This is a genomic window from Kitasatospora sp. NPDC127121, from assembly GCF_042677305.1.
GTDB lineage: Bacteria > Actinomycetota > Actinomycetes > Streptomycetales > Streptomycetaceae > Kitasatospora.
In genome coordinates this window covers 88,433-112,363 of the sequence record NZ_JBHXTQ010000012.1, presented here as the reverse complement: position 1 = coordinate 112,363, position 23,931 = coordinate 88,433, and the positions used below count along the sequence as shown (strand labels likewise).

22 protein-coding genes are annotated in these 23,931 nt (G+C 73.8%); 10 read left to right on the top strand and 12 right to left on the bottom strand.

The genetic code is table 11. The features are described 5' to 3' along the window. Positions 1-2: 2 nt before the first annotated feature. The 3 genes from ACFVHI_RS09690 to ACFVHI_RS09680 form a co-directional block, all read right to left on the bottom strand. Complete coding sequence (locus ACFVHI_RS09690; protein WP_380337409.1) at positions 3-1,355, bottom strand: erythromycin esterase family protein; 1,353 nt, start codon at positions 1,353-1,355, stop codon at positions 3-5. A gap of 142 nt (positions 1,356-1,497) precedes the next feature. Then, positions 1,498-3,141, bottom strand: a complete 1,644-nt coding sequence (locus ACFVHI_RS09685) for an amidohydrolase (RefSeq protein ID WP_380337406.1) — start codon at positions 3,139-3,141, stop codon at positions 1,498-1,500. 48 nt (positions 3,142-3,189) lie between these two features. Beyond that, positions 3,190-3,822: a TetR/AcrR family transcriptional regulator gene (locus ACFVHI_RS09680; RefSeq protein WP_063350376.1), complete on the bottom strand. Its 633-nt coding sequence runs from the start codon at positions 3,820-3,822 to the stop codon at positions 3,190-3,192. Between the two features lie 71 nt (positions 3,823-3,893). On the opposite strand from ACFVHI_RS09680, the gene ACFVHI_RS09675 reads away from it, so the two are divergent. Both ACFVHI_RS09675 and ACFVHI_RS09670 read left to right on the top strand, forming a co-directional pair. Continuing rightward, positions 3,894-5,330, top strand: coding sequence for a purine-cytosine permease family protein (locus ACFVHI_RS09675; RefSeq protein WP_380337403.1), 1,437 nt, complete (start codon positions 3,894-3,896; stop codon positions 5,328-5,330). A gap of 168 nt (positions 5,331-5,498) precedes the next feature. Beyond that, the gene (locus tag ACFVHI_RS09670; RefSeq protein ID WP_063350378.1) at positions 5,499-6,161 is read left to right on the top strand and encodes a DUF6461 domain-containing protein; all 663 of its coding nucleotides are present in this window, start codon (positions 5,499-5,501) and stop codon (positions 6,159-6,161) included. Between the two features lie 76 nt (positions 6,162-6,237). Here ACFVHI_RS09670 and ACFVHI_RS09665 read toward each other — a convergent pair whose 3' ends face one another. Both ACFVHI_RS09665 and ACFVHI_RS09660 read right to left on the bottom strand, forming a co-directional pair. Continuing rightward, complete coding sequence (locus ACFVHI_RS09665; RefSeq protein WP_380337400.1) at positions 6,238-7,458, bottom strand: RNA polymerase sigma factor; 1,221 nt, start codon at positions 7,456-7,458, stop codon at positions 6,238-6,240. Then, positions 7,455-7,826, bottom strand: a complete 372-nt coding sequence (locus ACFVHI_RS09660) for a YciI family protein (RefSeq protein ID WP_063350380.1) — start codon at positions 7,824-7,826, stop codon at positions 7,455-7,457. The genes ACFVHI_RS09665 and ACFVHI_RS09660 overlap by 4 nt, the downstream gene beginning before the upstream one ends. Positions 7,827-8,135: 309 nt before the next feature. On the opposite strand from ACFVHI_RS09660, the gene ACFVHI_RS09655 reads away from it, so the two are divergent. Next, a complete protein-coding gene (locus tag ACFVHI_RS09655; protein ID WP_380337397.1) occupies positions 8,136-9,056 on the top strand; it encodes a polysaccharide lyase in 921 nt (306 codons plus the stop codon). A gap of 4 nt (positions 9,057-9,060) precedes the next feature. Here the strand turns inward: ACFVHI_RS09655 and ACFVHI_RS09650 are convergent, their stop codons facing one another. The 4 genes from ACFVHI_RS09650 to ACFVHI_RS09635 all read right to left on the bottom strand — a co-directional run bounded on the left by ACFVHI_RS09650 (position 9,061) and on the right by ACFVHI_RS09635 (position 12,897). Continuing rightward, positions 9,061-9,465, bottom strand: coding sequence for a hypothetical protein (locus ACFVHI_RS09650; RefSeq protein WP_380337394.1), 405 nt, complete (start codon positions 9,463-9,465; stop codon positions 9,061-9,063). Positions 9,466-9,600: 135 nt separating this feature from the next. Continuing rightward, on the bottom strand, positions 9,601-11,427 hold the full coding sequence (locus ACFVHI_RS09645) for a putative Ig domain-containing protein (RefSeq protein ID WP_380337391.1): 1,827 nt from the start codon (positions 11,425-11,427) through the stop codon (positions 9,601-9,603). A gap of 487 nt (positions 11,428-11,914) precedes the next feature. Then, positions 11,915-12,520 (bottom strand): HAAS signaling domain-containing protein, encoded by a 606-nt coding sequence (locus ACFVHI_RS09640; protein WP_063350383.1) that lies wholly within the window; start codon positions 12,518-12,520, stop codon positions 11,915-11,917. After that, on the bottom strand, positions 12,517-12,897 hold the full coding sequence (locus ACFVHI_RS09635; RefSeq protein WP_063351622.1) for a PadR family transcriptional regulator: 381 nt from the start codon (positions 12,895-12,897) through the stop codon (positions 12,517-12,519). Before ACFVHI_RS09635 ends, ACFVHI_RS09640 begins: the two co-directional genes overlap by 4 nt. A 244-nt stretch (positions 12,898-13,141) precedes the next feature. Here ACFVHI_RS09635 and ACFVHI_RS09630 point away from each other — a divergent pair, with 244 nt between their 5' ends. The 4 genes from ACFVHI_RS09630 to nadE all read left to right on the top strand — a co-directional run bounded on the left by ACFVHI_RS09630 (position 13,142) and on the right by nadE (position 18,380). Beyond that, positions 13,142-14,728, top strand: a complete 1,587-nt coding sequence (locus ACFVHI_RS09630) for an alpha/beta hydrolase (RefSeq protein WP_380337386.1) — start codon at positions 13,142-13,144, stop codon at positions 14,726-14,728. A gap of 16 nt (positions 14,729-14,744) precedes the next feature. Beyond that, positions 14,745-15,404, top strand: a complete 660-nt coding sequence (locus ACFVHI_RS09625; RefSeq protein WP_063350385.1) for a DsbA family protein — start codon at positions 14,745-14,747, stop codon at positions 15,402-15,404. 115 nt (positions 15,405-15,519) lie between these two features. Continuing rightward, positions 15,520-17,436: an ATP-dependent zinc metalloprotease FtsH gene (ftsH, locus tag ACFVHI_RS09620; RefSeq protein WP_380337382.1), complete on the top strand. Its 1,917-nt coding sequence runs from the start codon at positions 15,520-15,522 to the stop codon at positions 17,434-17,436. 110 nt (positions 17,437-17,546) lie between these two features. Continuing rightward, positions 17,547-18,380 (top strand): ammonia-dependent NAD(+) synthetase, encoded by an 834-nt coding sequence (gene nadE, locus ACFVHI_RS09615; RefSeq protein ID WP_063350387.1) that lies wholly within the window; start codon positions 17,547-17,549, stop codon positions 18,378-18,380. 53 nt (positions 18,381-18,433) lie between these two features. Here nadE and ACFVHI_RS09610 read toward each other — a convergent pair whose 3' ends face one another. The 3 genes from ACFVHI_RS09610 to ACFVHI_RS09600 form a co-directional block, all read right to left on the bottom strand. Then, complete coding sequence (locus tag ACFVHI_RS09610) at positions 18,434-20,134, bottom strand: DUF885 domain-containing protein (RefSeq protein WP_380337378.1); 1,701 nt, start codon at positions 20,132-20,134, stop codon at positions 18,434-18,436. A gap of 153 nt (positions 20,135-20,287) precedes the next feature. Next, positions 20,288-21,229, bottom strand: a complete 942-nt coding sequence (locus ACFVHI_RS09605) for an SDR family oxidoreductase (RefSeq protein WP_380337376.1) — start codon at positions 21,227-21,229, stop codon at positions 20,288-20,290. A 121-nt stretch (positions 21,230-21,350) separates the two neighbouring features. Continuing rightward, positions 21,351-21,779: a DUF5997 family protein gene (locus tag ACFVHI_RS09600; RefSeq protein WP_380337373.1), complete on the bottom strand. Its 429-nt coding sequence runs from the start codon at positions 21,777-21,779 to the stop codon at positions 21,351-21,353. 67 nt (positions 21,780-21,846) lie between these two features. Here ACFVHI_RS09600 and ACFVHI_RS09595 point away from each other — a divergent pair, with 67 nt between their 5' ends. The 3 genes from ACFVHI_RS09595 (at position 21,847) to ACFVHI_RS09585 (ending at position 23,920) form a co-directional block, all read left to right on the top strand. Beyond that, complete coding sequence (locus ACFVHI_RS09595; protein ID WP_380337451.1) at positions 21,847-22,647, top strand: LysR family substrate-binding domain-containing protein; 801 nt, start codon at positions 21,847-21,849, stop codon at positions 22,645-22,647. Positions 22,648-22,766: 119 nt separating this feature from the next. After that, positions 22,767-23,348 carry a DUF421 domain-containing protein gene (locus ACFVHI_RS09590; protein WP_063350392.1) on the top strand — a complete coding sequence of 194 codons (582 nt, stop codon included), beginning with the start codon at positions 22,767-22,769 and terminating at the stop codon, positions 23,346-23,348. Between the two features lie 113 nt (positions 23,349-23,461). After that, entirely contained in the window at positions 23,462-23,920 is a 459-nt protein-coding gene (locus ACFVHI_RS09585) for a hypothetical protein (protein ID WP_380337370.1), read from the top strand. Positions 23,921-23,931: the final 11 nt, after the last annotated feature.

The window sequence follows — 23,931 nt, the reverse complement described above, 5'->3', positions numbered from 1 at the left end:
GGTCAGAGCTTCTCGGCCTCGTGGACCTGGTGGAGGTGGATGAGGACGTCGTGGGCCCGCCCGAGGGCGACGGAGGGCAGCGGGTCCTTCGTGAACGTGGACCCGGCCTCGTAGACGGGTCGGGCAGTGTCCAGCCAGTCGCGGACCACGCGCGGGGCGGTGCGCAGGTCGACGTAGTAGTCCTGGCGGCGGACCTGGTCCAGGGTGTACTCGTTCATGCCGGGCGTGGCCGCGGGCACGGTGTTCTTCTCCCAGTCGGTGCCGAGGGCGGCGCCCATGGTGAGGAAGGAGCCCCGGTCGAAGGTGAACCCGATGTTCAGGTACTCCGGGCCGAGGGTGTCGCGCAGGATCGCGCCCTGCGTCTTGGGGTACATCTCGGGATCGCTGGCCAGGTAGCCGACGTGCCCGTTGTGGGCCGAGAGCAGCATCCGGTCGCCGGTGTGGCGCTGCCACCACGCGGTGTTGTCGGCCATGGCCTGGTCGCGGAGGACCTCCGCGGCGTTCACCGAGGCCTTGTCGGTGAGTTCGAAGGTGGCGAAGGCGAAGGTCTGGGCGATGATGCGGGCGTGCTGCACGGCCCAGTCGTACTCCTCGCCGCCGGCGCCCTTGGCGGCGGTGACCAGGTCCAGCGCCTGCTGCGCCTTGGCGGCGTTCTCCTTCCGCTCGGCCACCGGCCGGTTCATCAGGTAGGCGACGGTGTCGTCGAGCGGGCGCAGGCCCGCGTACAGCCCGTCGACGCGCGCCAGGGCCGCGGGGTCGGTCTTGCGCAGGTAGGCGTCGACCCGGGCGAAGACCTCCTCGCCGAGCTTGGGAGCGCCGACGTCGTCGCCCATGAAGTGGACCGGGCGCTCCGGGTGCTGGCGGTTGTACTCGCGCATCCAGCTGATCAGGTCCACGAACTCCTGGCGCTCCCACGGTGATTTGCCCAGCTCATCCTTGACGATCTGCCGGGCGTCGCCCTTGCCGTCCTGGAGGTACTTGTCGATCTTCAGGCCCGCCGACCAGCTCATCTCCAGGGCGAAGGTGGTGAAGCCCTTCTCCTGGACCAGGTAGCGGAAGACCCGCTCCTTCATGGTGAAGAACTCGTGCGAGCCGTGCGTGGCCTCGCCGAGGCCCACCACCTTGGCGTCCCCGACCATCGCGCCGAGCGCCCGCAGGTCGCTGGTGCTGCCGCCGGGCTCGGTCGACCGCAGCGGGTGCGCGGACCGCTCCAACGCGCGGACCACCGTGCCCCGTTGGCCGTCCGCCGCAGGGGCGGCGGAGGCCACCGGGGCCAGCAGCGCGGTGCCGGCGGCCGCCACCGTCACCGCGATCAGTCCGCGCCGGCCGATCCGCCGCTTGTTCGCCGTGGTCATGATCTCTCCTCAGTTTCCTTGTCCCGAAAGCTCGGTGAGATGATCATCGTTCGCGGCGAGGGTGCGGCGCGCTGGGGCCGACCGCCGGGTTCTTCGGGGGGATAACCCCCGACCTGCGTCGATGCGGGCTCCGCCCGGTGGGTCAGAGCGCCGCGGCGCGGTGCGTCGGGCGGCCGTCCAGGACGGTGAGCAGCACGGGGACGTCCGGCAGTTCGGTGGCGGGGGTGGTGAGCGGGTCGGCGGCCAAGGCGGTGAGGTCGGCGCGGTGCCCGACGGCGATCCGGCCGGCCTGCTGCTCCTCCCCGGCCGCGTGCGCGGCGTTGACGGTCATCGCCCGCAGCGCCTCCAGGGCGGTGAGCGCCTGCCCGGGGTGGTGCGGCGGCTGGGTCAGGTCGCGGCTCGGGCGGCGGTGGCGGGCGCCGGCCAGCACGCCGAGCGGCGGGTAGGGGGCGATCGGCCAGTCCGAGCCGAGCACGACGGTGGCGCCCGCGTCCCACAGGTCGCGGCAGCGCCAGGCGCGGTCGGCGCGCTCCTCGCCGAGGCGGCGGGACCAGTTGTCGGTGTGGTCGGCCCGGGTGAAGTCGCAGCAGTGGGTGGGCTGCATGGAGGCGGTCACGCCCAGCTCGGCGAAGCGCCGCACGACGGAGTCCGGGACGGTCTCGATGTGTTCGATCCGGTGCCGGACGGTTCGCGCCCCGGCGGCGGCCGTCCCCGGGGCCTGCGCCGAGGCCGCGGCCACGGCGTCGAGCGCGTGGCGGACGGCGGCGTCGCCGATGGCGTGGGTGGCGGTCGGCACGCCGGCGCGGTGCAGGTGCGCGATGACGCGGGTGTACTCCGCCGGGTCGGGCCAGAACGCGTGGGTGGACTCGCCGTGGCAGTCCGGGCGTTCCAGCCAGGCGGTGCCGTTGTCGATGGTGCCGTCCATGAACAGCTTGACGCCGTCGACCCGCCAGAGCCGGCCGCCCCGGTGCTGCTGCTCGACGAGGGCGCGCAGCCCGTCCGCGTCCACCCCGGGCTGGCACCAGGGGGCGACCCGCAGCCGCAGCGGCAGGTCTCCCGCCTCGTCGAGTTCGGTGTAGAGGTCGAGGCTGTCGCCGTTCGCGTCCATCGCGTGGCCGCCGGTGAGGCCGGCGGCGGCCATGGCGGCGAGCGCGGCGGCCAGGCGGGCGCGGCGTTCGGCCCGGGTGGGCTGCGGGGCGGCGCGTTCGACCAGTTCGCAGGCGGCGTCCTCCAGCAGCAGGCCGGTGGGGCGCCCGGTCGCGTCGCAGACCACCTCGGCGGCCTGGGCGAAGCTGCGCGGGCCGTCGACGCCGGCGAGTTCCAGGGCGCGCGGGCTGGCCAGCATGGAGTGGGCGTCGAAGAGTTGGAGCAGCGCCGGGACGCCGTCGAGGACGGGCGCGAGCGCGGCGGACTCCACCGGCCGGTCGCCGAAGACGTTCGGGTCCAGGCCCCAGGCGTGCAGCCAGGCGCCGGGGGCGAGGGTGCGGACCTCGGCGGCGAGGGCGGCGCGGACCCCGGCGAGGTCGGTGCAGCCGGAGAGGTCGAGGCCGTGGGTGAGTTCGGCGCCGGTGACCGGGTGCAGGTGCCCGTCGACCAGCCCAGGGGTGACGACGGCGCCCTTCAGGTCGATCACGGTGGTGGCGGCGTCGGCGAGCCGGCGGATCTCCCGGTCGTCGCCGAGGGCGGCGATCCGGCCGTCGGCGACGGCCAGGGCGGTCTGCGGGAGGGGTCCGCCGGTCGCCGGGTCGAGCAGGCGGGCGGACAGGAGGACGAGGGAGGTGCGCACATCGGCTCCAACGGTGCTGCGGAGTGGGGGAGTTGTGGGGTTGAGTGGTCAGTCTTTCCAGGTGAGGGAGCCGTCGGGCAGGCCGAGTTCGCGTTCGGCGGTGGCCACGGCGAGCCGGGTGACGGCGGAAGGGTGGTCGCGCAGGCCGGTGTTGGCGTGGGCGGCGAGGCCGTCGATCACGACCAGGATCTGAAGAGCCGTCACATCGACGTCATCGGTGCGGAATTCACCCTGGGTGACGCCCGCTTCGATGACGCCGCCGAGTCGTCCGCGCCAGCCGGCCTGCTGCTCCAGGACCCGGTCGCGCAGGACGGGCCGGTAGCGGCTGAGGTGGCGGGCGTTGATCCAGAGCCGGCTCATGTCGTCGTAGGCCGGCCCGGTGGCGCGGGCGAAGAACCGTGCGAGGTGGTGCAGCGGCGACCCGTCGTGCGGGTCGGCGGGCAGCAGCGTCTCCAGTTCGGCGGTGGCGGCGCTGCCGAAGGCCTCGGCGACGAGGTCCTCGACGGCGGGGAAGTAGTGGCTGATCAGACCGGGTCTGACGTCGAGCTGCTCGGCGATCCTGCGCAGCGTGATGCACTCCAGGCCCTCGGTGAGGGCGACGGCGGCGGCTGCCTCGACGATCTCCGCCCGCCGGTCGTCGGCGGATTTGCGGACCCGTTTGCGCTGAACGCTTGACGTCATGTGCCGGATGCTATTGAGTGTGCGACCAATAAGCAAGCAGGTGGGCACGACACCCCCACGGAGGGCCCCCAATGGCGTCCACGCTCCCGGACCACCCCCACCCCGACACCCGCGCCGCCGAACCGCTCCAGCAGGAGCGGGCCGGCCGGGTCGAGGTCCACGGCATCGACCACATCCCCGAGACCGAACGGCGCGGCCGCGCCCGCGAACTCTTCCCCGTCTGGGCGGCGGCCAGCGTCAACTACCTCAACCTGGTCGTCGGCGGCGCCCTCGTCCTGGCCGGGCTCGACCTGCCCCAGGCGTTCGCGGTGGTCGTCGTCGGCAACCTGTTCTGGCTGGGCACCGGCCTGTTGGCGGTCTCCGGACCGGCCGCGGGCGCGCCCAGCGAGGTCATCACCCGCGCGATGTACGGCGTCCTCGGCAACCGCGTGAACAACGCCGTCACCGGTTGGATGATCTCCGTCTGCTACTTCGCGCTCAACCTCGCCGCGGCCGCCGTCGCCGCGTTCTCGCTCGCCGAGCAGGCCGGGATCACCCCGACCACCCCGATCAAGATCGCCATCGTGGTGGCCATCGTCGTGGTGACGCTCACCATCAGCGTCTACGGCCACGCCGCGATCCTCCGGCTCTACCTGCCGATCACCCTGGCGCTCGCCGCCGCCTTCGCCGTCGTCGGGTACGTGGTGCTCCGGCACGCCGACTTCGGCTACACGCCCGCCGAACCGCTCTCCGGCACCCGCCTGTGGTCCGCCGTCCTGGCCGGCGTCACTCTGATCGCCTCCGGCCCGCTGTCCTACACCACCAGCGCCGACTTCTCCCGCTACCTGCCGCACACCACCTCCCCGCGCGCCGTCCTCGGCTGGACGGCCCTCGGCGGCTTCCTGCCCAGCGTCGCCGTCGGCGGCCTGGGCGTACTCGCCGCCAGCGCCGTCGACATGACGGACCCGCAGGCCGCCCTCCAGCGGATCCTGCCCGGCTGGTTCGACCCGGTCTTCCTGCTCGCCCTGGTCGTCGGCACGATCGCGGTCAACGCGCTCACCGCCTACAGCGCCGGCCTCGCCCTGCAAGCCGTCGGCATCCGGATCCGCCGCACGCTCAGCGTGCTCGTCGACGGCACCGTCGCCGTCTGCCTCACGCTGTACGCGCTGCTGGTCTCCAACTTCCTCGACACCGTCAGCAACGTGCTCCAGCTGACCGTCGTCCTGCTCGGCCCCAGCACCGCGATCTACGCCACCGACATCCTGCTGCGCCGCAACCGCTACGACGGCCGGGCGCTCACGGACGAGACCCCGGGCAGCCCCTTCTGGTACCGGGCGGGCGTCAACCCGGCCGGTGCGCTCGCCCTCGCGGCCGGGGTGGCCGGCGCCGCGCTGTGCGTGGACACCCTGTACACCGGGCCGGTGGCCGCGCTCGTCGGCGCGGACCTCGCGCTGCCGGTCGGCATGGTCGTCGCGGCGGCGGTGTACGCGGCGCTGATACGCGGGAAGCTGAACCGCCGGGGCGCTTGAGCGCCTGAGCGCGGCCGTCCGACGGCCCCCGTCGAACTGACCTTCCTCCGAAGGGTGCTGAGGGCGACCGGCCGGGACGCTTCCGGGGACCGCCGGTTGTCAGTGGCGTCCGTTAGGGTGCGGACCGGCGGCCCGGCCACGCGGGCCGGCGCGAGGTGAGGGGGCGTCATGACGGACGGTACCGAAGGGGCGGGGGGCGAGGAGGGCATCCGGTGGCTCGCGGACGCCGGGCGCTCCGTCGACGGCGTCCTGTTCGCCCGGGGGATACCGCCGCAGGAGCTCGCCCGCCGGATGGGCGCCGATCCGGCCGCCGCGGCCGGGCCGCTCAGCGGCACCGAGGTGTGGGACCTCGACATCGAGGTGTTCCGCCCGAGCGACGACGGCGACGGCGTGATCCGCGTCGGCGAGTCCGGTGAGTGGTCCTTCGCGGTCGAGTACGGCGACTCCACCGGCGGCGAACGGCTCACCGAGATAGCGTGCGACGGGGTCGAGGTGGTCCACTTCCGCCCGATGCCGGACCACCCGCCGGCGCTGCTCGACTACGCCCGCGACGGCGCCGTGCTGTGCGGGTTCGGCCTCGCCGAGGAGCGCTGGCGCTGGGGCCGGGAGCCCGACCTGCTGGTCCCCGAGCTGGTCGCCGCAGGCGTCCTGGAGCCCGACGGGATCACCCGCGGTCCCGGGGGCGAGCCGCCCGCGGCCGTCCGCCGCCGCACCCTCGGCGCGGTCGGGCGGCGGTTCGGGCTGAGCCTGCCCCGGGCCGTCCTCGGCGAACTGCGGCTGCCGACGTACGCGGTGCGGGGCAGGCCGGGGATGGAGCCGCCGGGCCGTTGAGCCGGGGCCGGCCCCAGGCCGTTCCCATGGTGGCCCTGGCCGCGCGCTGGACGTTTTGGACGCCCCGGACGTGTGTTCAGCCGGAGCGTGGCCCGGTCCGGGCGGCCCGGGCCTCCAGGTAGCGCCGCTCGGCGAGGCTGGCGGTGGCCTTCGCGGCGCGCCGGTAGTGCTCGTGGGCGCCGGCCGGGTCGCCGGCCTTCTCCAGCAGGTGCGCCCGGACGGACAGCAGCCGGTGGTGCCCGGCCATCCGCCCGTCACCGTCCAGGGCGGACAGCAGGGCCAGCCCGGCGGCCGGGCCGTCGGTCTCGGCGAGCGCGATCGCCCGGTTGAGGGTGATCATCGGGTTGGGCGCGATCCGTTCCAGGATCAGGTAGAGGGCGTGCACCTGGGGCCAGTTGGTCTCCTCGGCGGTGGCCGCGTCGGCGTGCGTGGCCGCGATGGCGGCCTGCAACTGGTAGGGCCCCAGGGTCGGGCCGGCCAGCGCCGCCTCGGCCAGTCCGACGCCCTCGTCGATCAGCGCCCGGTCCCAGGCCTTGCGGTCCTGCTCGTCCAGCGGCACCAGGTCGCCGGCCGGGGTGGTCCGGGCCTCCCGGCGGGCGTGGGTCAGCAGCATCAGCGCGAGCAACCCGGTCACCTCGTCGTCCCCGGGCAGCTGTGCGTGCACCGTCCTGGTCAACCGGATCGCCTCGCGCGCGAGGTCGGGGCGGTGCAACTCCGGTCCGGAGGTGGCGGTGTAGCCCTCGTTGAAGATCAGGTAGAGCACGTGCAGCACGACCCGCAGCCGTTCCTCGCGCTCCGCGCCGTCCGGCAGGGCGAACGAGCTGCCGGCGGCCCTGATGCGCTGCTTGGCCCGGCTGATCCTGGCCGCCATGGTGGCCTCCGGCACCAGGAACGCGCGGGCGATCTCGGCGGTGGTCAGACCGCCGACCGCCCGCAGCGTCAGGGCGGTCCGGGAGGCCGCGGTGAGCGTCGGATGGCAGCACAGGAACAGCAGGACGAGCGTGTCGTCGGTGTCCGGCACCTCCGGCGGCACCACCTCGGCGGCCGTCGCCGACTCCCGTTCGCGGCGCGCGCGGTCGCGGCGCAACTGGTCGATGAGCCGCCGGGCCGCGACGGTCACCAGCCAGCCGTGCGGATTGTCCGGCATCCCCTCGGACGGCCACTGCACGGTGGCGGCGAGAACGGCCTCCTGGACGGCGTCCTCGCACCCTTCGAACCGGCCGTACCGGCGAACCAAGGTGCCGAGGACCTGCGGCGTGAGCGCACGTAGCAGGTCCTCGAAGTCCGGTGCTGTCATGCCTCCAAGTGTCCGTCGGCGAACATCACCTGCCGCACCTCGACCCCCAGGCCCTCGATCGCGGTGTCCGGGATCAGCGCCGCCAGCGCGATCGCCCGCTCCTTGTCCTCGCAATCGATCAGGTAGAAGCCGCCCAGGTACTCCTTGGCCTCCAGGAACGGGCCGTCGGTCACCACCGGCTGGCCGTTGCGCACGGTCACCACGGCGGCCTGGGTCGGATCGACCAGTGCCTGGGTGGTGATCAGCTCCCCGGAGGCCTTCAGCGCCTCGATGAACTCGCCGTGGCCGTGGCCGATCGCCGCCTTCTCCTCGTCGGTCAGCGCGTCCATCACGGCCGGGTTGATGTGCAGGCTGATCAGGAACTTCATCTCGTGCTCCTCGTGGTTCGCGGGCCCGGCTGGGCTCCTCGACCGGTGGTCGGAGCCGTCGCCGCGGTCTTGACGTCCTCCGCCGGACGTTCGGAGGAATCTTCGCGGCCGCAGCGCCACCTCGCACCTCGCACCTCGCACCTTGCACATCGCCCGCATCGGGAGGGCCGGGGGCCGGGGACGCCGCCCCGCCGTCACCCGGGAGTGTGATGGCCACGTCACATCGGGCGCCGCTACTGTGACCCGGTGGCGGAGCGTCACATGGAGCGGGTGGGCCGTCCCGGCCCGGTCCCGTCGGGAGGGGCAGTCATGAAAAGCACTCGTCGTGTGTTCGGATCGGTGCTCGCGGCCGCCGCCCTGGCCGCCTGCGCCCCGTCGACGTCGCCCGCCGCGGCCTCGATCGCCGCGCCGGCCGCCTCGGGGTCCGAGGGAGCGAGGGGAGCCGCGCCGGCCGCGGTGGCGAGCGGGAAGACGGCCTGGACCGGCCAGTTCCGCGGTTACGGGACGGACCAGTGGAAGCACGCCTGGGGCGCGGCCGACCAGGGGACGTGGGGCGGTTCGGACTTGAGCGCGGTCGACGACGCGGCCGCTCCCGGGGGCGGCTCGGCGCTCCAGGTCATCTACGGGGCCGGGTCCTCCTCCAACCAGTGCGCCGACTGCCCGAACCCGGGCGGCGGCCAGTTCTACACGGATCTGACCAGTCTGGGCCTGTCCGCCCTGGCCCAGGGCAAGACGCTGGACCTGAAGTACTCCCTCAAGTTCCCGGCCGGCCGGGACTGGGGCAAGGCGGGGAAGCTGCCCGGACTGTACGGCGGCAGGATCGGTGAGGAGTCGGGCGGCAACCACGGCGCAGGCTGGTCGACGCGCTACATGTGGCGCGGCGCCAAGGGCGTGCCGGACAACGGCGAGGTCTACCTCTACACCCCGACCAACTCCGGCCCGACCGGCTACGGGGTGGACGAGGGGCTCGGCGACTGGCGGTTCCAGGCCGACGGCGCGTGGCACAGCGTCGAGCAGCTGGTCGACCGCGGCACCGGGGACGTCACCGTCTGGTACGACGGCCGCCAGGTCTACGCGGCGCGCGGGGTGGCCTCGGGCATCGGCGGGATCCCCTTCGGCGGCGTGTTCTTCTCCACCTTCTACGGCGGCCACGACACCAGTTGGGGCCCGGCGAGCACCCAGCGCGCCTACTTCGCGGACTTCTCGCTGTCCTCCGGCGTCCAGCACTGACCCGTCAGCCGACTGTCACCGTCACGGTGAAGGCCCGCTGGCCGGGCGGGCAGGCCAGTGCCTCGCCGCAGGTGGTGCGGTGGGCGGAGAGGCGGGCCGTGCCGGGGGAGGCGGCGAGGAAGCCGGCGGTGACCTGACCGCAGCCGCCGCCCGGCCGGCAGGAGGGGGCGGGGGTGGTCGCGGTGGCGGTCGGACGCAGCGTCCGCGGGCTGTCGCCGGCGGCCGGGGACCAGTAGGTGCTGTGCAGCTCGACCCGGATGACGGTGCCGGGTGCCACCCGGACGGTCGTGCCGTCGGCGTGCTCGTCGAGCACCAGGGCGGGCGGGCCCGGCGCGGCGGGGCCGGTGTTCGACGAGCAGCCGGCCGCCAGGGCGAGCAGGGCGGCTGCCGCGAGCTTTCGCACCGTCACGGCTCTCCTCCTTCACAGGGCGCGATGTTGTCGGGGCGCGGTGTCCTTGGGGCGCAGTGTCCTTGGGACGCGGTGCCGCCGGGGCGGGCCGTGGTGGCCCGCCCCGGCGGCGTCAGGGGCGTGGACGGGCGGCCGTCAGGAGACGGTCACGTCGTCGTAGTAGGTGTAGGTCGGGTCGCCCGGGTAGTTGTCGTCCACGTTGGTGAGGGTGAGCGTGTAGCTGTGGCCCGGGGTGACGGTGCCGGAGGCGGACTTCCAGCCGAGGCCGCTGGTGCAGGTCTTGGCGAGCACCGTGGTCGTGGTGTTGGTGGTGTTGTCCTTGAGGGTGGCGGTCGCCCAGTCGTAGGTGACGGTGTCCGGGCAGGTGACGTCGTACCAGAAGGCGACCTTGCTGCTGCCGGTCGGGGCGGTGAAGGTCTGGCTGGCCGTGGACGTGGTGGTGGGGCCGGTGGAGCCGAGCATCGCGCCGTAGCCGCCGGTGTGCTTGGCGGCGCTGGAGGCGGCGGCGCTGCCGGTGGAGGCCCAGCCGCTCAGGGTGCCGGTCTCGAAGCCGCCGTTGGTGAGGCCGCCGCCGCCCGTGGAGGTGACGGTCCAGCCGAAGGCGGCGGAGCCGGAGGCGCCGGTGGCGTCCTTGGCGGTGACCGTGACGCTCGCCGTGCCGGCGGTGGTCGGGGTGCCGCTGATAAGGCCGGAGGCGGAGATGGACAGGCCGGCCGGCAGGCCGCTCGCCGTGTAGGTGAGGGTCTGGCCGGAGGCGCTGTCGGTCGCCGCGATCTGCAGGCTGACGGCCTTGCCGGTGGTGCCGGTCTGGGCGCCCGGGTTGGTGACGGTGACGGTGTTGCCGGTCGTGCCGCCGACGATCGGGTGGGACATCTCGCAGCCGCCCGCACCGCTGTTGAAGTCGTTCGCCCAGGTCGACTGCATGGCGAAGCTGCCGGTGGTGAAGCCGACGTTCGCCGAGGCGCCCTGGCCGCTGCTGAGCCAGGCGCACTTGTCGCCGTTCTCGGCGCCGCTGCTGTCGGTCCAGCCGCCGGCCGGGTTCTGGTCGGTGATGGTCTCGGCGTACTCGTGGCCCTCGACGATGGTGACGCCGTCGAGGGTGCCGGCCGTCCCCGCGTTGACGAAGCTCTGGCCGCAGCCGGAGCCCGCGTCGGTCACGTACGGCAGGTTGGTGAAGGCGAGTTCGCCGTACGGGGAGGAGACGGCGCCGCCGGTGAGCGTGGTGTCGCCGGTGTAGTCGTGCCAGGCGCAGAAGTTGCCGGACGCGGTGTTGAAGCCGTCGGGGGTGGTGCCGGTGGGGGAGACGACGACGTACTGGTCGTTCCGGTTGGCCGCGGCCGTGGTGTTGCCGAAGTGGCCGGACGCCTTGACCGCCTCGGCGCCGATCTGGTTGCCGGTCGCGGAGGCGGGCGCCGCGGCGGAGGTGTCCACCCAGACGCCGGCGAGCGCGCCGCCGGTGGGGTAGGCGACGTGCGCGGAGTTGCCCGGGCAGGTCTGGGAGCCGGCGGCGACGCCCTCGCAGTACTGCGTCATGACGCCGGACCAGAGTTCGCTGCCCGCGCCGATGCCCTTGAACAGCTGCTGGAGGCGCGGGGCCATGCCCTTGGCGTCGCCGCTGAGCGTGGTGTTGCCGTTGGCGTCGGTGCCGGAGCTGCCCCACTGGGAGCCCCAGAACACCAGGTAGACGTGCTCCGGTCCGGTGGTCACGCCGATGCTCGGACTGCCCGCCCCGCCACCGTAGTTGAGGTTGTTGGCGGAGGTGGCGTTCGGTGCGGCCTGGTGGCCGCGCAGCGGGACGGCGCCGTGCCGGTACGGGTGGTTCGCCGACGCCGCGGGGTGCGCGGCGTCGTCGGGCTGCGCCTGGGCGGGTGCCGCGGTGAAGCCGGCCGCCGCGAGGGCGAGCGCGGCGACGCCGGTGAGCGCCGCCCGTCCGGCGAGACGGAACGTGGGGGTTCGGCCCATGTGAGGGTTGCCTCTCTCATGCCGACCGCCCGGGCACCGGTGGGTGACGGGTGGTCGCGAAGGACAGGGAGAGGCCGGAGGCGGTGGAACGCCTGGATGACCCGCCGCACAACGGATCACCGGGGGGAAACAGGCCCGCCTCGGCCGCCGAGAAGCAAAGCAGCCGCCGGAGAACGGGGTCAACGAGCCTGACGGTAAAGTGAGTTGCCTTGATTCCCGCGTAATGGAAAAGCCCCCAGACGGAGGGGGTGGCGGTTCGGGTTCCCCAGGTCCGCACACTGTATGCGGGTTTTCGTTAACCGTATGAACGGCCTTGGCCGAAAAGGGATTTGATGGTGAGAAACAGGTAAGACATTAGCCGCCGGGCAGAGGCGCGCGCAAGCGCGAGCCTCCGACGTGCGGAGGCCGCCCCCCTTGTACATGGGGGCGGCCTCCGGCATCACCAGGGGGGGCCGGCGAAACGTCAGTGTTCTTTGGTGAAGCCGGTTCAGGCCGTGAGTGCGGCGTTGCGCAGCCGGGCGGCGGAGCGGGCCAGGAGGAACGCCGCGAGCAGGGCGGGGCAGAAGCCCACCACGCAGGCGGCGAGGACGGCGGTCGCGGTCAGGCCGAACGGGGACACGACGGCGGCGGCGATGCCGGCCAGCGGAGTGACCAGGACGGGGGAGAGCAGCAGCAGGGCTGCCAGCCGCTTCTCCCGGCGGCTCCACTGCGTGGACCGCCACACCCTGCTCGCGGCGATGACGGCGGCGGCCAGTGCGAGCGGGGGCCCGATGGCCGGGACGAACGACAGCGGAACCGGCAGCACCGCGAAGACCAGGGTGCGGGCGGTGCGGCCGCGGCTCTCCGGCTCCGGTCGGGTGCCGCCCTCCTCGTCGAGCGCGGCGTCGGCGATCCGCCGGGGGCTGCCCAGCTGCTCCAGGACCCGCCGGACGGCGGCCTCGTCGGCGGGGTCGCACTCGGCGAGCGAGACCTCGATGTGCTCGCGCAGGTCCGCGAGCAGTTCGCGGCGGCGAGGCTCGGGCAGCGGAGCGGTGTACCGGGCGACCGCGGCCAGGTGGGTGCGGACCAGGGGGTGCTCGATGGGGTTGTTCACGGGTTCTCTCCCGGGGCCAGGACGTGGTCGACGGTTTCGCGGAAGGCGGGCCACAGCGTGGCGAACTCCTCCAGTGCGCTGCGGCCGGTGTCGGTGAGGGTGTAGTACCGGCGGGACGGGCCGCTGGCCGAGTCGCGCAGGAAGGTGTCGGCGAGGCCGGCCCGGCGCAGCCGGGACAGCAGGGGGTAGATGGTGCCCTGGCTGGTCGCCAGCATCGGGAACCGGCCGAGCTCCTGCAGCAGCTCCACCCCGTACCGGGGGCCGTCCCGCAGCAGCGCCAGGACGCAGTACTCCAGTACGCCCTTGCGTAGTTGCGTCGCCACCGGCCCGTCGGCCGCGCCGGCGTCGCCGTCGTGGTGTGTGATGCCAGGTACCATGCGATGCAAGATAGCATGCGACGCCAGGTAGTGGGCGGTTCGGACGACGGCCGCGGGAGCGACCTCACCCGGACGGCGGGTGACAGCCGGACCGCCGCACGCCCCCCCGACGGGGCCGTCCACCAGGCGCAGTCGCCCCGTCACGCCTAGGGTCTGTGGTGCGTTGACCGTGCCGAGCGCCGGGGCGTACGCCGCCCCGCCGTCCGCCGGGGCGCGCCCGGCAACCCGAGAGGTGGACCGCTCCATGCACACCGTCGTCCGCGGCGCCGGCGCTTTCGGCCTGGCCGCGCTGCTGCTCGCCTGTGCCGCCGGCTGCCAGGGCGACGCCCGCTCCGCCGTCGAGCCCGCGCCGACCTCCCCGGCCGGCTCGCCCGGCTCACCCGCCGCGTCCGCGACCGGACTCGCGGCCCAGCATCTCGACTGGCAGGCCTGCCCGGCCCCCAGCCCCGCGCAGGGCAGCGGCACCGCGCCCGCCGGTGACTGGCAGTGCGCCACCCTCAAGGCGCCGCTGGACCACGGCAAGCCGGACGGCCAGACCATCGACCTGGCCATGATCCGGAGCCGGGCCAAGGACGAGAAGCACCGGATCGGCTCGCTGCTGTTCAACTTCGGCGGCCCCGGCGCCTCCGGCGTCGCCACGCTGCCCGCCCTCGCCGCCGACTACGCCTCCCTCAACGCCCGCTACGACCTGGTGAGTTTCGACCCCCGCGGGGTCGGCGCCAGCGCCGGGGTGAGCTGCCTGGACGACAAGGCGATGGACGTCAGCCTGGCAATCGACAACACCCCCGGGACCCCCGACGCGGTGAAGGCGCTGGACACCAGCAACGCGCAGTTCACCGCCGCCTGCGAGCACAACTCCGGTCCGGTGCTGCCCTACGTGGACACCGAGAGCGCCGCCCGCGACCTCGACCTGATGCGGCAGGTGCTCGGCGACCAGAAGCTCTTCTACTTCGGCATCAGCTACGGCACCCAGCTCGGCGGCGTCTACGCGCACCTGTTCCCGCAGGAGGTCGGCCGGATCGTCCTGGACTCGGTCGTCGACCCGACGAAGGACCCGCAGCAGTCCGCGCTCGGCCAGGCCAAGGGCTTCCAGCTCGCCTTCGACAACTTCATGAAGGCCTGCGCCGCCGAGGAGGCCGCCGTCTGCCCGACGGGTGCCGGCGGCGTCGAGGGCACGGCGGCGGTCACGGCGCTGTTGCAGAAGCTGGAGCAGTCCCCGCTGCCCACCACCAGCGGGCGGCAGCTCACCGAGACCCTGGCCGTCACCGGCATCGCCGCCGCCCTGTACAGCGAGGAGACCTGGCCCGTCCTGGCCGCCGGGCTCACCGAGGCGTTGCAGCAGGGCACCGGCAACACACTGCTCCAGCTCTCCGACGCGATGTTCGGGCGCGACCCGCAGGGGCGCTACACCAACCTGAGCGCCGCCAACCGGGCGATCAACTGCGTGGACGCCCGGCAGCGCTACTCCGACCAGGACGTCGAACAGCAGCTGCCGCAGTTCCGCGACGCCTCCCCGGTGTTCGGCCCCTACTCCGCCTGGGGCCTGACGAGCTGCACCGGCTGGCCGGTGCCGGGCAAGGCCGACCACCCGGACGTCTCGGCCGCCGGCGCGGCCCCGATCGTGGTGGTCGGCACCACCGGCGACCCGGCCACCCCGGTCGAGGGCGCCCACGCGATGGCGCAGCAGCTCGGCCCGGGCGTCGGCATCAACGTCACCCTCCAGGGCGAGGGCCACGGCGGCTACAACACCGGCGACCCGTGCCTGAAGCAGGCCGTGGACGCCTACCTGCTGGACGGCACCGTGCCGGCCGACGGGAAGACCTGCAGCTGAGAAGTGGCCCACCGCAATGGTGATCGATTGGCCCTGGAAAGCGGTCCACTCGGCGTCTAGGCTCTTCACCGTGACCACCAAAGTCGATTTCTACTTCGATCCGATCTGCCCGTTCGCCTGGATCACCTCCCGGTGGATCCGTGAGGTCGAGCGCCACCGCGAGCTCGACCTCACCTTCCGGGTGATGAGCCTGTCCGTCCTCAACGAGGGCCGCACCGACCTGCCCGAGCGCTACCAGCGCCTGATGACCACCGGCTGGGGCCCCGTCCGGGTCTGCATCGCCGCCGCCGAACAGCACGGCGAGCACGTGCTGCGCGACCTGTACACCGAACTCGGCACTCGCCTGCACGACCAGGACCGGCCCGCCGACGACGCCGTCATCCGGGAGGCCCTGGTCGCGGCCGGACTGCCGGAGGAGCTCGCCGCCGCGGCCGACAGCACGGCGTACGACGTCGCGCTGCGCAAGAGCCACCACGAGGGCATGGACCCGGTCGGCGAGGAGGTCGGCACGCCGACCATCCACGTCGACGGCGTCGCCTTCTTCGGCCCGGTGCTGAGCGCCATCCCGCGCGGCGAGGACGCCGTCCGGGTCTTCGACGGGGTGCGGCTGCTGGCCGGCTACCCGAACTTCTTCGAGCTCAAGCGGACCCGGACCGGCTCGCTCGACTTCTCCTGACGGCGCCGCCGGCCCCCGCGCCGGGGCCGGCCGGTTCGTCCTGGACCTCCCGTCCGGGCCCTTCTCGCCCCACCATGGAGGGGAAGGCCCGGCGGCGGAGAGGTGGTGGGCGCGGATGATCACCCGAATCCGGCTGCGCGCCGCCCGCCACCCCGCGACCCCGCCGCCCCCGGGCGGGGGCCCCGAGCGGCCCCGCACCCCCGGCGGCCCGCCGCCGCCCAAGCCGCCCCCGCCCGCGATGCGCCGCTGGCTGCTGCCCGTCGCCGTCCTGGTGACCCTGCTGCTGCTCATCCTGTTCTCGCGCTCCGGCTCGACCGGCGCCAACTACGGCTACACCGACTTCCTCAACCGGGTCGGCGCCAGCCAGGTGCAGACCGTGGACATCACCGACACCGGCGGGGTCACCGGCACCCTCAAGGACGGCACGCACTTCACCAGCCAGATCCCGACCGCCCTGGACACCTCCCAGCTCAGCGGCGAGCTGGCCGGCCAGCACGTCGACATCACCGCCAGCCACAGCGGCGGCAGCTCGATCTGGTCGACGCTGCTGCTGTTCCTGCCGCTGCTGCTCTTCGGCGGGCTGTTCCTCTGGTCCGGCCGGATGGCCGCCCGCTCGCTCGGCGGCGGCCTGAGCGCCATCGGCCGCTCCCGCGCCAAGATCATCGAGGCCGAGCGGCCCGCCACCCGCTTCGCCGACGTCGCCGGGTACGAGGGCGTCAAGCAGGAGGTCAGCGAGGTGGTCGACTTCCTGCGCAGCCCCGAACGCTACGCCGCCGCCGGCGCCAAGGGCCCGCGCGGGGTGATCATGGTCGGCCCGCCCGGCACCGGGAAGACCCTGCTCGCCCGGGCCGTCGCCGGAGAGGCCGAGGTGCCCTTCCTCTCCGTGACCGGCTCCGGCTTCGTCGAGATGTTCGTCGGCGTCGGCGCCTCCCGCGTCCGCGACCTCTTCGACGAGGCCCGCAAACGCGCGCCGTCCATCATCTTCATCGACGAGATCGACGCCGTCGGCGGCCGCCGCGCGGGCGGCACCCGGCTCGGCGGCAACGACGAACGCGAACAGACCCTCAACCAGCTGCTCTCCGAGATGGACGGCTTCGACCCGACCACCGGCATCGTCGTCATCGCCGCCACCAACCGCCCGGACGCCCTCGACCCGGCCCTGCTGCGCCCCGGCCGGTTCGACCGCCAGGTCACCGTCCCGCTGCCCAACCAGGCGGAACGGGCCGCGATCCTCGCCGTCCACGTCCGCGGCAAGACCCTCGCCCCCGATGCCGACCTGAACCGCATCGCCCGCGGCACACCCGGCTTCTCCGGCGCCGACCTCGCCAACCTGGTCAACGAGGCCGCCATCAACGCCGTCCGCGCCGACCGCGCCACCCTCACCGCCGACGACCTCGACACCGCCCGCGACCGCGTCCTGCTCGGCCGCCGGGACTCCTCCAACGCGCTGCTGCCCGAGGAGCGCCACGCCGTCGCCGTCCACGAGTCCGGGCACGCCCTGACCGCCGCGCTGTGCGAACACGCCGACCCCGTCGCCAAGGTGACCATCCTCCCGGCCGGCGTCTCCCTCGGCGCGACCGAACAACTCCCCGAAGCGGAACGCCACCTGTACACCGAGGGCTACCTGATCGACCTGATCACCGTCCAGCTCGGCGGGCGGGCAGCCGAGCTGGTGGTCTTCGGGGAGGGCTCCACCGGCGCCGCCAACGACCTCGCCCACGCCACCGGCGTCGCCACCCGGATGGTCCGCGAATTCGGCCTCTCCCCGGAACTCGGCCCGGTCGGCTACTCCAGCGGCTCCCCGAACTACCTCGGCGACGGCCCCGAGGACCTGTTCCGCCGCCCGTACTCCGAGCAGACCCAGCGCGCCGTCGACGAGGCGGTGGCCCGCCTGCTGCGCCGCGCCGAACGCCGCGCCGTCGACCTGCTCCGCGAACACCGCCACCACCTCGACGAACTGGCCGCCCTGCTGGTCGCCCAGGAGACCGTCGACGGCGCCGTCGTCCTCGACATCCTGCGGCACCCCGCGTAGGCGCTCGCCCCGGTCTGCCGCAGCACCGCCACCACCTCGTCGAACGCGCGGAACCCGCTGGTAGCGTCCAGGGCGGGCACCCACCGTGTCACCTTCACCCGGGAGTCGATATGACCGAACCCCTGTCCGCCGACCTCCAGCGGGAGATCGCCCGCACCCTGCGGGTGGCCCCCGTCCCCAGCCCCGAGCAGGAGGCGAAGCGCCGGGCCGACTTCCTCGCCGACCAGCTCCGGGCGGCCGGCGCCCGCACGCTGGTGCTCGGCATCAGCGGCGGCGTCGACTCCACCACCGCCGGGCGGCTCTGCCAGCTCGCCGTCGACCGGCTGCGCGCCGCCGGACACCAGGCCGAGTTCTGCGCCATGCGGCTGCCCTACGGCACCCAGGCGGACGAGGCGGACGCCCGCCGCGCACTCGACTTCATCCGGCCGGACCGGACCCTGACCGTCGACATCAGGCCCGCGACCGACGCCGCCCTCGACGCGCTGACGTCCGCCGGCCTCACCTTCGCCGACCGCTCCCACGAGGACTTCGTCCGCGGCAACGTCAAGGCCCGCCAGCGGATGGTGGCCCAGTACGCGGTCGCGGGCGCCACCGGCGGCCTGGTCGTCGGCACCGACCACGCCGCCGAGGCGGCCGTCGGCTTCTTCACCAAGTACGGTGACGGCGCCGCCGACGTGATGCCGCTGGACGGGCTGACGAAGCGTCAGGTCCGCTCGCTGGCCGAGGCCTTGGGGGCCCCGGCGGACCTCGTCCACAAGACCCCCACCGCCGACCTGGAGACCCTCGCCCCCGGCCGCCCCGACGAGGACGCCCTCGGCGTCCCCTACGAGGCCCTGGACGACTTCCTGGAGGAGCGGCCGGTGAGCGAGGACGTCTTCCGCACCGTCCTCGGCCACTACCGCCGCACCGAGCACAAGCGCCGCCCGCCCGTCACCCCGGCGTAGCAGCCGAACCGGCCCGACGGTGCGCGGTGCGCGCACCGTCGGAGCGGCGGGCCCTACTGCGCCGCGATCCAGTCCGTGACCAGCGTGTCCAGCACTCCCAGCGGCAGGCTGCCGTGCCCGATCAGCTCGTGGTGGAACTCCCGGATGTCGAACCGGCCGCCCAATGCCGCCTGGGCGCGCTCACGGTGCCGGACGATCTCCCGGCGGCCGATCAGGTACGCGGTCGCCTGGCCCGGCCAGGCCAGGTAGCGGTCGATCTCGTTGCGGACGTTGGCCTCGGTGGTGGCCGTGTTGTCCCGCATGAAGGCGATCGCCCGCTCCCGGGACCAGCCGTAGTGGTGCAGCCCGGTGTCCACGACCAGGCGCACGGCCCGCAGGGCGTCGAGCGACAGCATGCCGAAGCGGGAGAGGTCCGAGCTGTACAGCCCCATCTCGTCCGCGAGCCGCTCGGTGTACAGGCCCCAGCCCTCGACGTGGGCGGTCAGCTGGCCGCTCGGCCGGCGCCGGAACTCCGGCAGGTGGTGCAGCGTCTGGGCGACGGCGATCTGCAGGTGGTGCCCGGGCACGCTCTCGTGGAAGGCGATCGCCTCGTACTCGTACCTGAACCTGGTCTGCGGGCGCAGCGTGTTGATCCAGTGGGTGCCGGGCAGGCCGCCCGGGCCCGGCGGCTGGTAGTAGGCCAGCGGCCCGGTCTCCGCCTCGATCGGGTCGATCTCCCGGGTCACGCAGTCGGCGATCGGGTAGGCCCGGAAGTAGTCGGCCGAGGCGCGGCGGGCGCGCTCCAGCGCCTCGTCGACCAGGGTGATGATCTCCTCGGCGCTGCCGAAGCGCAGCGCGCGGTCCTCCCGCAGCGCGGCCAGCACGGCGTCGGGGTCGGTGATGCCGAGCACCCTGCCGCCCAGCTCGGCGAACTCCTCGCGCAGCCCCGCCAGGGTGTCCAGGCCGATCCGGTGGACCTCCTCCGGGGTGAGCCCGGGCCGGGTGTAGCGGGTGACGGCGTCGGCGTAGCCCTCGGTGCCGCCGGGCACGTGGCAGACCCCGGCCCGGTCGTCCGGCCGGGCGTCCGCGGCCAGCCGCTGGGCCAGGCCGGCCCGGTAGCGGGCCACGGCCGGGCGCACGCCGTCGCGGACGATCACCCGGCCCCGGTCGAACTCCGGGCGGCCCTGCAGCGCGCGCAGCAGCTGGTCGTCGTCCGGGTTGGCGACCAGGTAGGCGTCGAGCTGGTCGAGGGCGGCGTCGACGCCGCTGCGCAGCGGCGTGCGGCCCTCGGCGGCGGCGTCCAGGTGGAGCTGCAGGGCGGCGTCGAAGTAGCCCGGCAGGCCGGCCAGCCGCTCCAGGTAGGCGTCGGCGCCCTCCTGGTCGACGGAGGTCATGGCGAGCGAGGTGAAGGCCTCGTTCTGCGGTGCGGTGATGGTCGCCGAGATGCTGAAGTCGCCCAGTCCGTGGGTGATCCGGCCGGTGCCGTTGTCGATCAGCCGCCCGAGCACGCGGTGGGTGACCAGGTCCTCGCCGGCCAGCGCGTCCACCGGGATCGCGGCCAGTCGCGCCCCGAAGCCCGCCAGCGCGTCCCGGTGGCGCAGCGCGGCCGCGCGGGACGGGTCGGGCACCTCGTGGGCGTAGCCCTCGACCCCGCTCAGCGTCGCGTCGAACGGGGCGTGGGCGTTCTCGGCGGCGAAGTACTCCTCGGCCAGGGCGGCGAGTGAGGTGGGGGCGGCGAGTGCGGTGGGTTCGTCGTGGTGCGGCTGGTCGGTCATGGGCGCTCCCCGGTCCGGTGTGGTCAGAGTGACGAGGGTTGCCTGGGCGCCCCGGTGGCGCCGATTATTCGGAGTCGGTGGCGGCGCGGTCAATACGCGGCGCGGGGAAAGGGGTTCTCCCCGGCGCCCGGTGGCGCCGCCGCCGACGCCCCGTCAGCGGTAGCCCTCCGGCGCGGCCGGTTTGCCCGCGTCCTGCACCTCGACCAGGTAGCGCCAGCAGTCCGGCCGGCTGCCGTCGCGGTCGGTGAAGCCGTACTCCAGGGACAGCTGCCCGCTGGACACCGACCCGCCGTTCCAGCGGGAGACCTCGGGGTCGGCGGCGAGGGCGGCGACCGCCCGGCCGACGAAGTACGGGCTCTCGGAGATGCCGAAGTGCGGCTCCCGGGCCAGGGCGTCGCGCCAGTTCTCCTCGGTGACGCCGAAGTGCTCCAGCATGATCTCCGAGCGCATCCAGCCGGGGGTGAGCGCCAGGGCGGTGGCGCCGCGCGGGCCCAGCTCGTGGCCGAGCGCGAAGGCCATCCGCAGCACGGAGGCCTTGGCGAGGTCGTAGAAGAACGAGTTCCGGTAGGTGTCGCGGTTGTACTCGGCGGTTCCGTCGGTCATCTCGACGACCAGGCCGCCCGGGCGGCGCAGCAGCAGCGGGAGGGCGTGGTGGCTGGTGACGGCGTGCGTCTCCACCGCGAGGCGGAGCAGCCGCAGGCCGTCGTCCAGGTCGTGCTCCCAGACCGGGACGTTCCAGCCGAACAGGTTCTCGCCGCCCCAGATGTCGTTGACCAGGACGTCCAGCCGGCCCTGCTCGGCGTCGATCCGTTGCACCAGGGCGGCCACCTGGGACGGGACCAGGTGGTCGGTCGGCACCGCGATGCCCCGGCCGCCGGCCGCGGTGACCAAGTCCGCGGTGTCCTCGATGGTCTCCGGCCGGCCGTACTCCGAGCGCTGCTCGCGGGTGCTTCGCCCGGTGACGTACACCGTCGCCCCGGCGGCGCCCAGCTCCACCGCGATGCCCCGCCCGGCGCCCCGGGTCGCCCCCGCGACCAGGGCGATCCGACCGTCCAGCGCCCGTGCTGCCCGTGTTTCCCCTGCTGCCTGTGCCATCCGCAAGCTCCCTGTCCGCATGTCCGCCGACGACTGTGCCGACGCCCGTGGAACGGACGTCGGCACCAGCCTTGTGCAGGGGTCTGACAATCGGGCCCGGCCGGCGGCCGGAGCGCGCGGGTCAGCCGGCCTTGGCGGCCTTGGCAGCCTTGGCGGCCTGCGCCGCGGCGTCCTTCTCCTGCTTCTCCTTGATCCGGGCGGCCTCCTTGCGGACGTCCACCTGGTTGGCGCGCTCGTGCTGCAGCCAGAGCGGGTTCTCGGCCTTGAGGGCCTCGATCTGCTCGGTGGTGAGCGCCTCGGTCACGCCGCCGCGGGCCAGGCCGGCGATGGAGACGCCGAGCTTGGCGGCGACCACCGGGCGAGGGTGCGGGCCGTTCTGGCGCAGCTCCTGGAGCCACTGCGGCGGGTCGGCCTGAAGCGCGCTGAGCTCCTCGCGGGAGACCACACCCTCCTGGAAGCCGGTCGGCGCCGCGTCGAGGTAGATCCCCAGCTTCTTGGCGGCGGTGGCCGGCTTCATGGTCTGGCTGGTCTTCTGCTTGAGCGATGTCATGGTGACAAGGGTAAGGGAGTGCGCGGGCGCTCCCGGTCACGGTCGGTAGCCTTGCCCTGTGACAGACATGCAGGTGAACCCGTCCTTCCGGCTCGCGTACGTCCCGGGCGTGACCCCCGGCAAATGGGTCCGGGTGTGGTCCGAGCGGCTCCCGGACGTGCGGCTCGACCTCCTCGCCGTCCCGGCCGGGGACGGCGAGGGGACGCTGCGCGAGGGCACCGCGGACGCCGGGCTCGTCCGGCTGCCCGTCGACCGGGACGTGCTCAGCGCGATCCCGCTCTACGCCGAGACCACCGTCGTGGTCTTCCCCAAGGACCACTGGCTCGCGGCCGCCGAGGAGGTCGCGCTCGGCGACCTCGCCGAGGAGGTGGTGTTCCACCCGCTCGACGACACCCTCGGCTGGCCGGGCGGGCTGCCCGGCCGCCCGGCGATCGAGCGCCCGGCCAGCACCGCCGACGCCATCGAGCTGGTCGCGGCCAACGTCGGCGTGCTGCTGGTGCCGCAGTCGCTGGCCCGGCTGCACCACCGCAAGGACCTCACCTTCCGGCCGGTCGCCGAGGCGCCGCAGTCCCAGGTGGCGCTCGCCTGGCCGGAGGACCGCACGACGGAGCTGGTCGAGGAGTTCATCGGCATCGTCCGGGGCCGCACGGTCAACAGCTCGCGCGGGCGCGGCGCCCAGCCGGCGGCCGAGCCCCAGAAGGCCGCGGCGCCGCGCAAGTCCCAGCCGCAGAAGGGCGGCCAGCAGAAGTCCGGCCAGCAGAAGTCCGGTCAGCAGAAGGGCGGCCAGCAGAAGGGCCGGCCGAAGCCCGCGGCGGGCGGCCGGGGTGCGGCCGCGGCCAAGCGCGGCAAGCCGAAGCGCCGCTCGTAGGTCCTGTCCGGCCGGGGACCCGGGTTCGTCCGGGTGCTGGCCGGGGCCCGGTGGGGCGCGTACCGTCGGGCCCGGGCGCTGCCCGCCCCGTCCGGCCGAGGGGTTGAAGGAGCGGGGCCATGTGGCACGACCTGGTGATCGTCCAGATTCCGATCGTGGAGAAGATCCTCCGCACGATCGCGGTCTACGCGCTGATCCTGATCCTGTTCCGGATCGCGGGGAAGCGCGGGCTGGCGGGCCTGAACACCTTCGACATGGTGGTCATCTTCCTGCTGTCCAACGTGGTGCAGAACGCGATCATCGGCAATGACAACAGCCTGCTCGGCGGCGCCATCGGTGCGGTCACCCTGATCGCGGTGAACGCCGCCGTCACCCGCTGGCTGGCCCACGACCCGCGTGCCGCCCGGCTGTTGGAGGGCACCCCGACCACCGTGGTGCGCGACGGCAAGCTCGTCCCGGGCGCGCTGCGCGGGCTGGCGCTGCGCGCGTCCGAGATCGAGCACGCCGTCCGCGTCCAGAACGGCGACACGATCCGCGACGTCGCGGTCGGGCGGCTGGAGCCCGACGGCCAGCTGGTGATCACCCTCAAGCCCGCCGAGCAGAGCGCCACCCGCGGCGACGTCGAGGACCTGCACCGCCGGCTGGAGGCCATCGAGCGGCTGCTCACCACCCTGGCGGCCGACCGGCGCGGCGAGGACTGACCCGGCGGCCACCCCAGAGGTCTGGGATGGGAACGGCCGCACCCGGCCCGGCAGGATTGGCGTAGACCACTTCCGTCCACACTCGCCGGGCCTCCGTCCGGCCGGAGGATCGAATGCTGCGCAGACTCTCCTGGATCCCGGCCCTGACGGCCGTCCTGCTCGCCCTGGTGGCCGGGCCGGCGGCCGGGACGGCATCCGCCGCGACCGAACGCGAATTCCTCCAGGGATACGGGCAGTTGGTGCCGCTGCCGGCTCCGGTGACGCCGGCGCAGCAGTGCGTCGAGCGGCGGCTGTTCCTGGACGCCGGCACGTACGCCTGGAGCTTCAGCACGCCGGGCGGCAACGTGCCGTCCCAGGACGTCCAGCTCTCCTCGGGCTGGTTCCGTTGGACGATCTGCGTGTACCCGCGGGCGTCCGTCTACGGCGCGACCACCTGGCTCGACCCGGAGGCCCCCGGCCAGCCGCACCTGGAGCGGACCACCAGCTTCGACGTCACCTTCACCTACACCTACACGTGGGACTCCATGCTCTACCGCTGGCAGGGCATCCCCCGCCCGCCGCGCACCATGTGACGCATCGTCAG

Bases quoted from the DNA above. Each gene is read 5' to 3' on its own strand.
- ACFVHI_RS09630 (WP_380337386.1), top strand. From the start codon at position 13,142: ATGCACACCGTCGTCCGCGGCGCCGGCGCTTTCGGCCTGGCCGCGCTG.
- ACFVHI_RS09610 (WP_380337378.1), bottom strand. From the start codon at position 20,134: ATGACCGACCAGCCGCACCACGACGAACCCACCGCACTCGCCGCCCCC.
- ACFVHI_RS09660 (WP_063350380.1), bottom strand. From the start codon at position 7,826: ATGAAGTTCCTGATCAGCCTGCACATCAACCCGGCCGTGATGGACGCG.
- ACFVHI_RS09595 (WP_380337451.1), top strand. From the start codon at position 21,847: ATGCAGGTGAACCCGTCCTTCCGGCTCGCGTACGTCCCGGGCGTGACC.
- ACFVHI_RS09635 (WP_063351622.1), bottom strand. From the start codon at position 12,897: ATGGTACCTGGCATCACACACCACGACGGCGACGCCGGCGCGGCCGAC.
- ACFVHI_RS09585 (WP_380337370.1), top strand. From the start codon at position 23,462: ATGCTGCGCAGACTCTCCTGGATCCCGGCCCTGACGGCCGTCCTGCTC.
- ACFVHI_RS09670 (WP_063350378.1), top strand. From the start codon at position 5,499: ATGACGGACGGTACCGAAGGGGCGGGGGGCGAGGAGGGCATCCGGTGG.
- ACFVHI_RS09645 (WP_380337391.1), bottom strand. From the start codon at position 11,427: ATGGGCCGAACCCCCACGTTCCGTCTCGCCGGACGGGCGGCGCTCACC.
- ftsH (WP_380337382.1), top strand. From the start codon at position 15,520: ATGATCACCCGAATCCGGCTGCGCGCCGCCCGCCACCCCGCGACCCCG.
- ACFVHI_RS09590 (WP_063350392.1), top strand. From the start codon at position 22,767: ATGTGGCACGACCTGGTGATCGTCCAGATTCCGATCGTGGAGAAGATC.
- ACFVHI_RS09655 (WP_380337397.1), top strand. From the start codon at position 8,136: ATGAAAAGCACTCGTCGTGTGTTCGGATCGGTGCTCGCGGCCGCCGCC.
- nadE (WP_063350387.1), top strand. From the start codon at position 17,547: ATGACCGAACCCCTGTCCGCCGACCTCCAGCGGGAGATCGCCCGCACC.
- ACFVHI_RS09680 (WP_063350376.1), bottom strand. From the start codon at position 3,822: ATGACGTCAAGCGTTCAGCGCAAACGGGTCCGCAAATCCGCCGACGAC.
- ACFVHI_RS09675 (WP_380337403.1), top strand. From the start codon at position 3,894: ATGGCGTCCACGCTCCCGGACCACCCCCACCCCGACACCCGCGCCGCC.
- ACFVHI_RS09605 (WP_380337376.1), bottom strand. From the start codon at position 21,229: ATGGCACAGGCAGCAGGGGAAACACGGGCAGCACGGGCGCTGGACGGT.
- ACFVHI_RS09600 (WP_380337373.1), bottom strand. From the start codon at position 21,779: ATGACATCGCTCAAGCAGAAGACCAGCCAGACCATGAAGCCGGCCACC.
- ACFVHI_RS09665 (WP_380337400.1), bottom strand. From the start codon at position 7,458: ATGACAGCACCGGACTTCGAGGACCTGCTACGTGCGCTCACGCCGCAG.
- ACFVHI_RS09625 (WP_063350385.1), top strand. From the start codon at position 14,745: ATGGTGATCGATTGGCCCTGGAAAGCGGTCCACTCGGCGTCTAGGCTC.
- ACFVHI_RS09690 (WP_380337409.1), bottom strand. From the start codon at position 1,355: ATGACCACGGCGAACAAGCGGCGGATCGGCCGGCGCGGACTGATCGCG.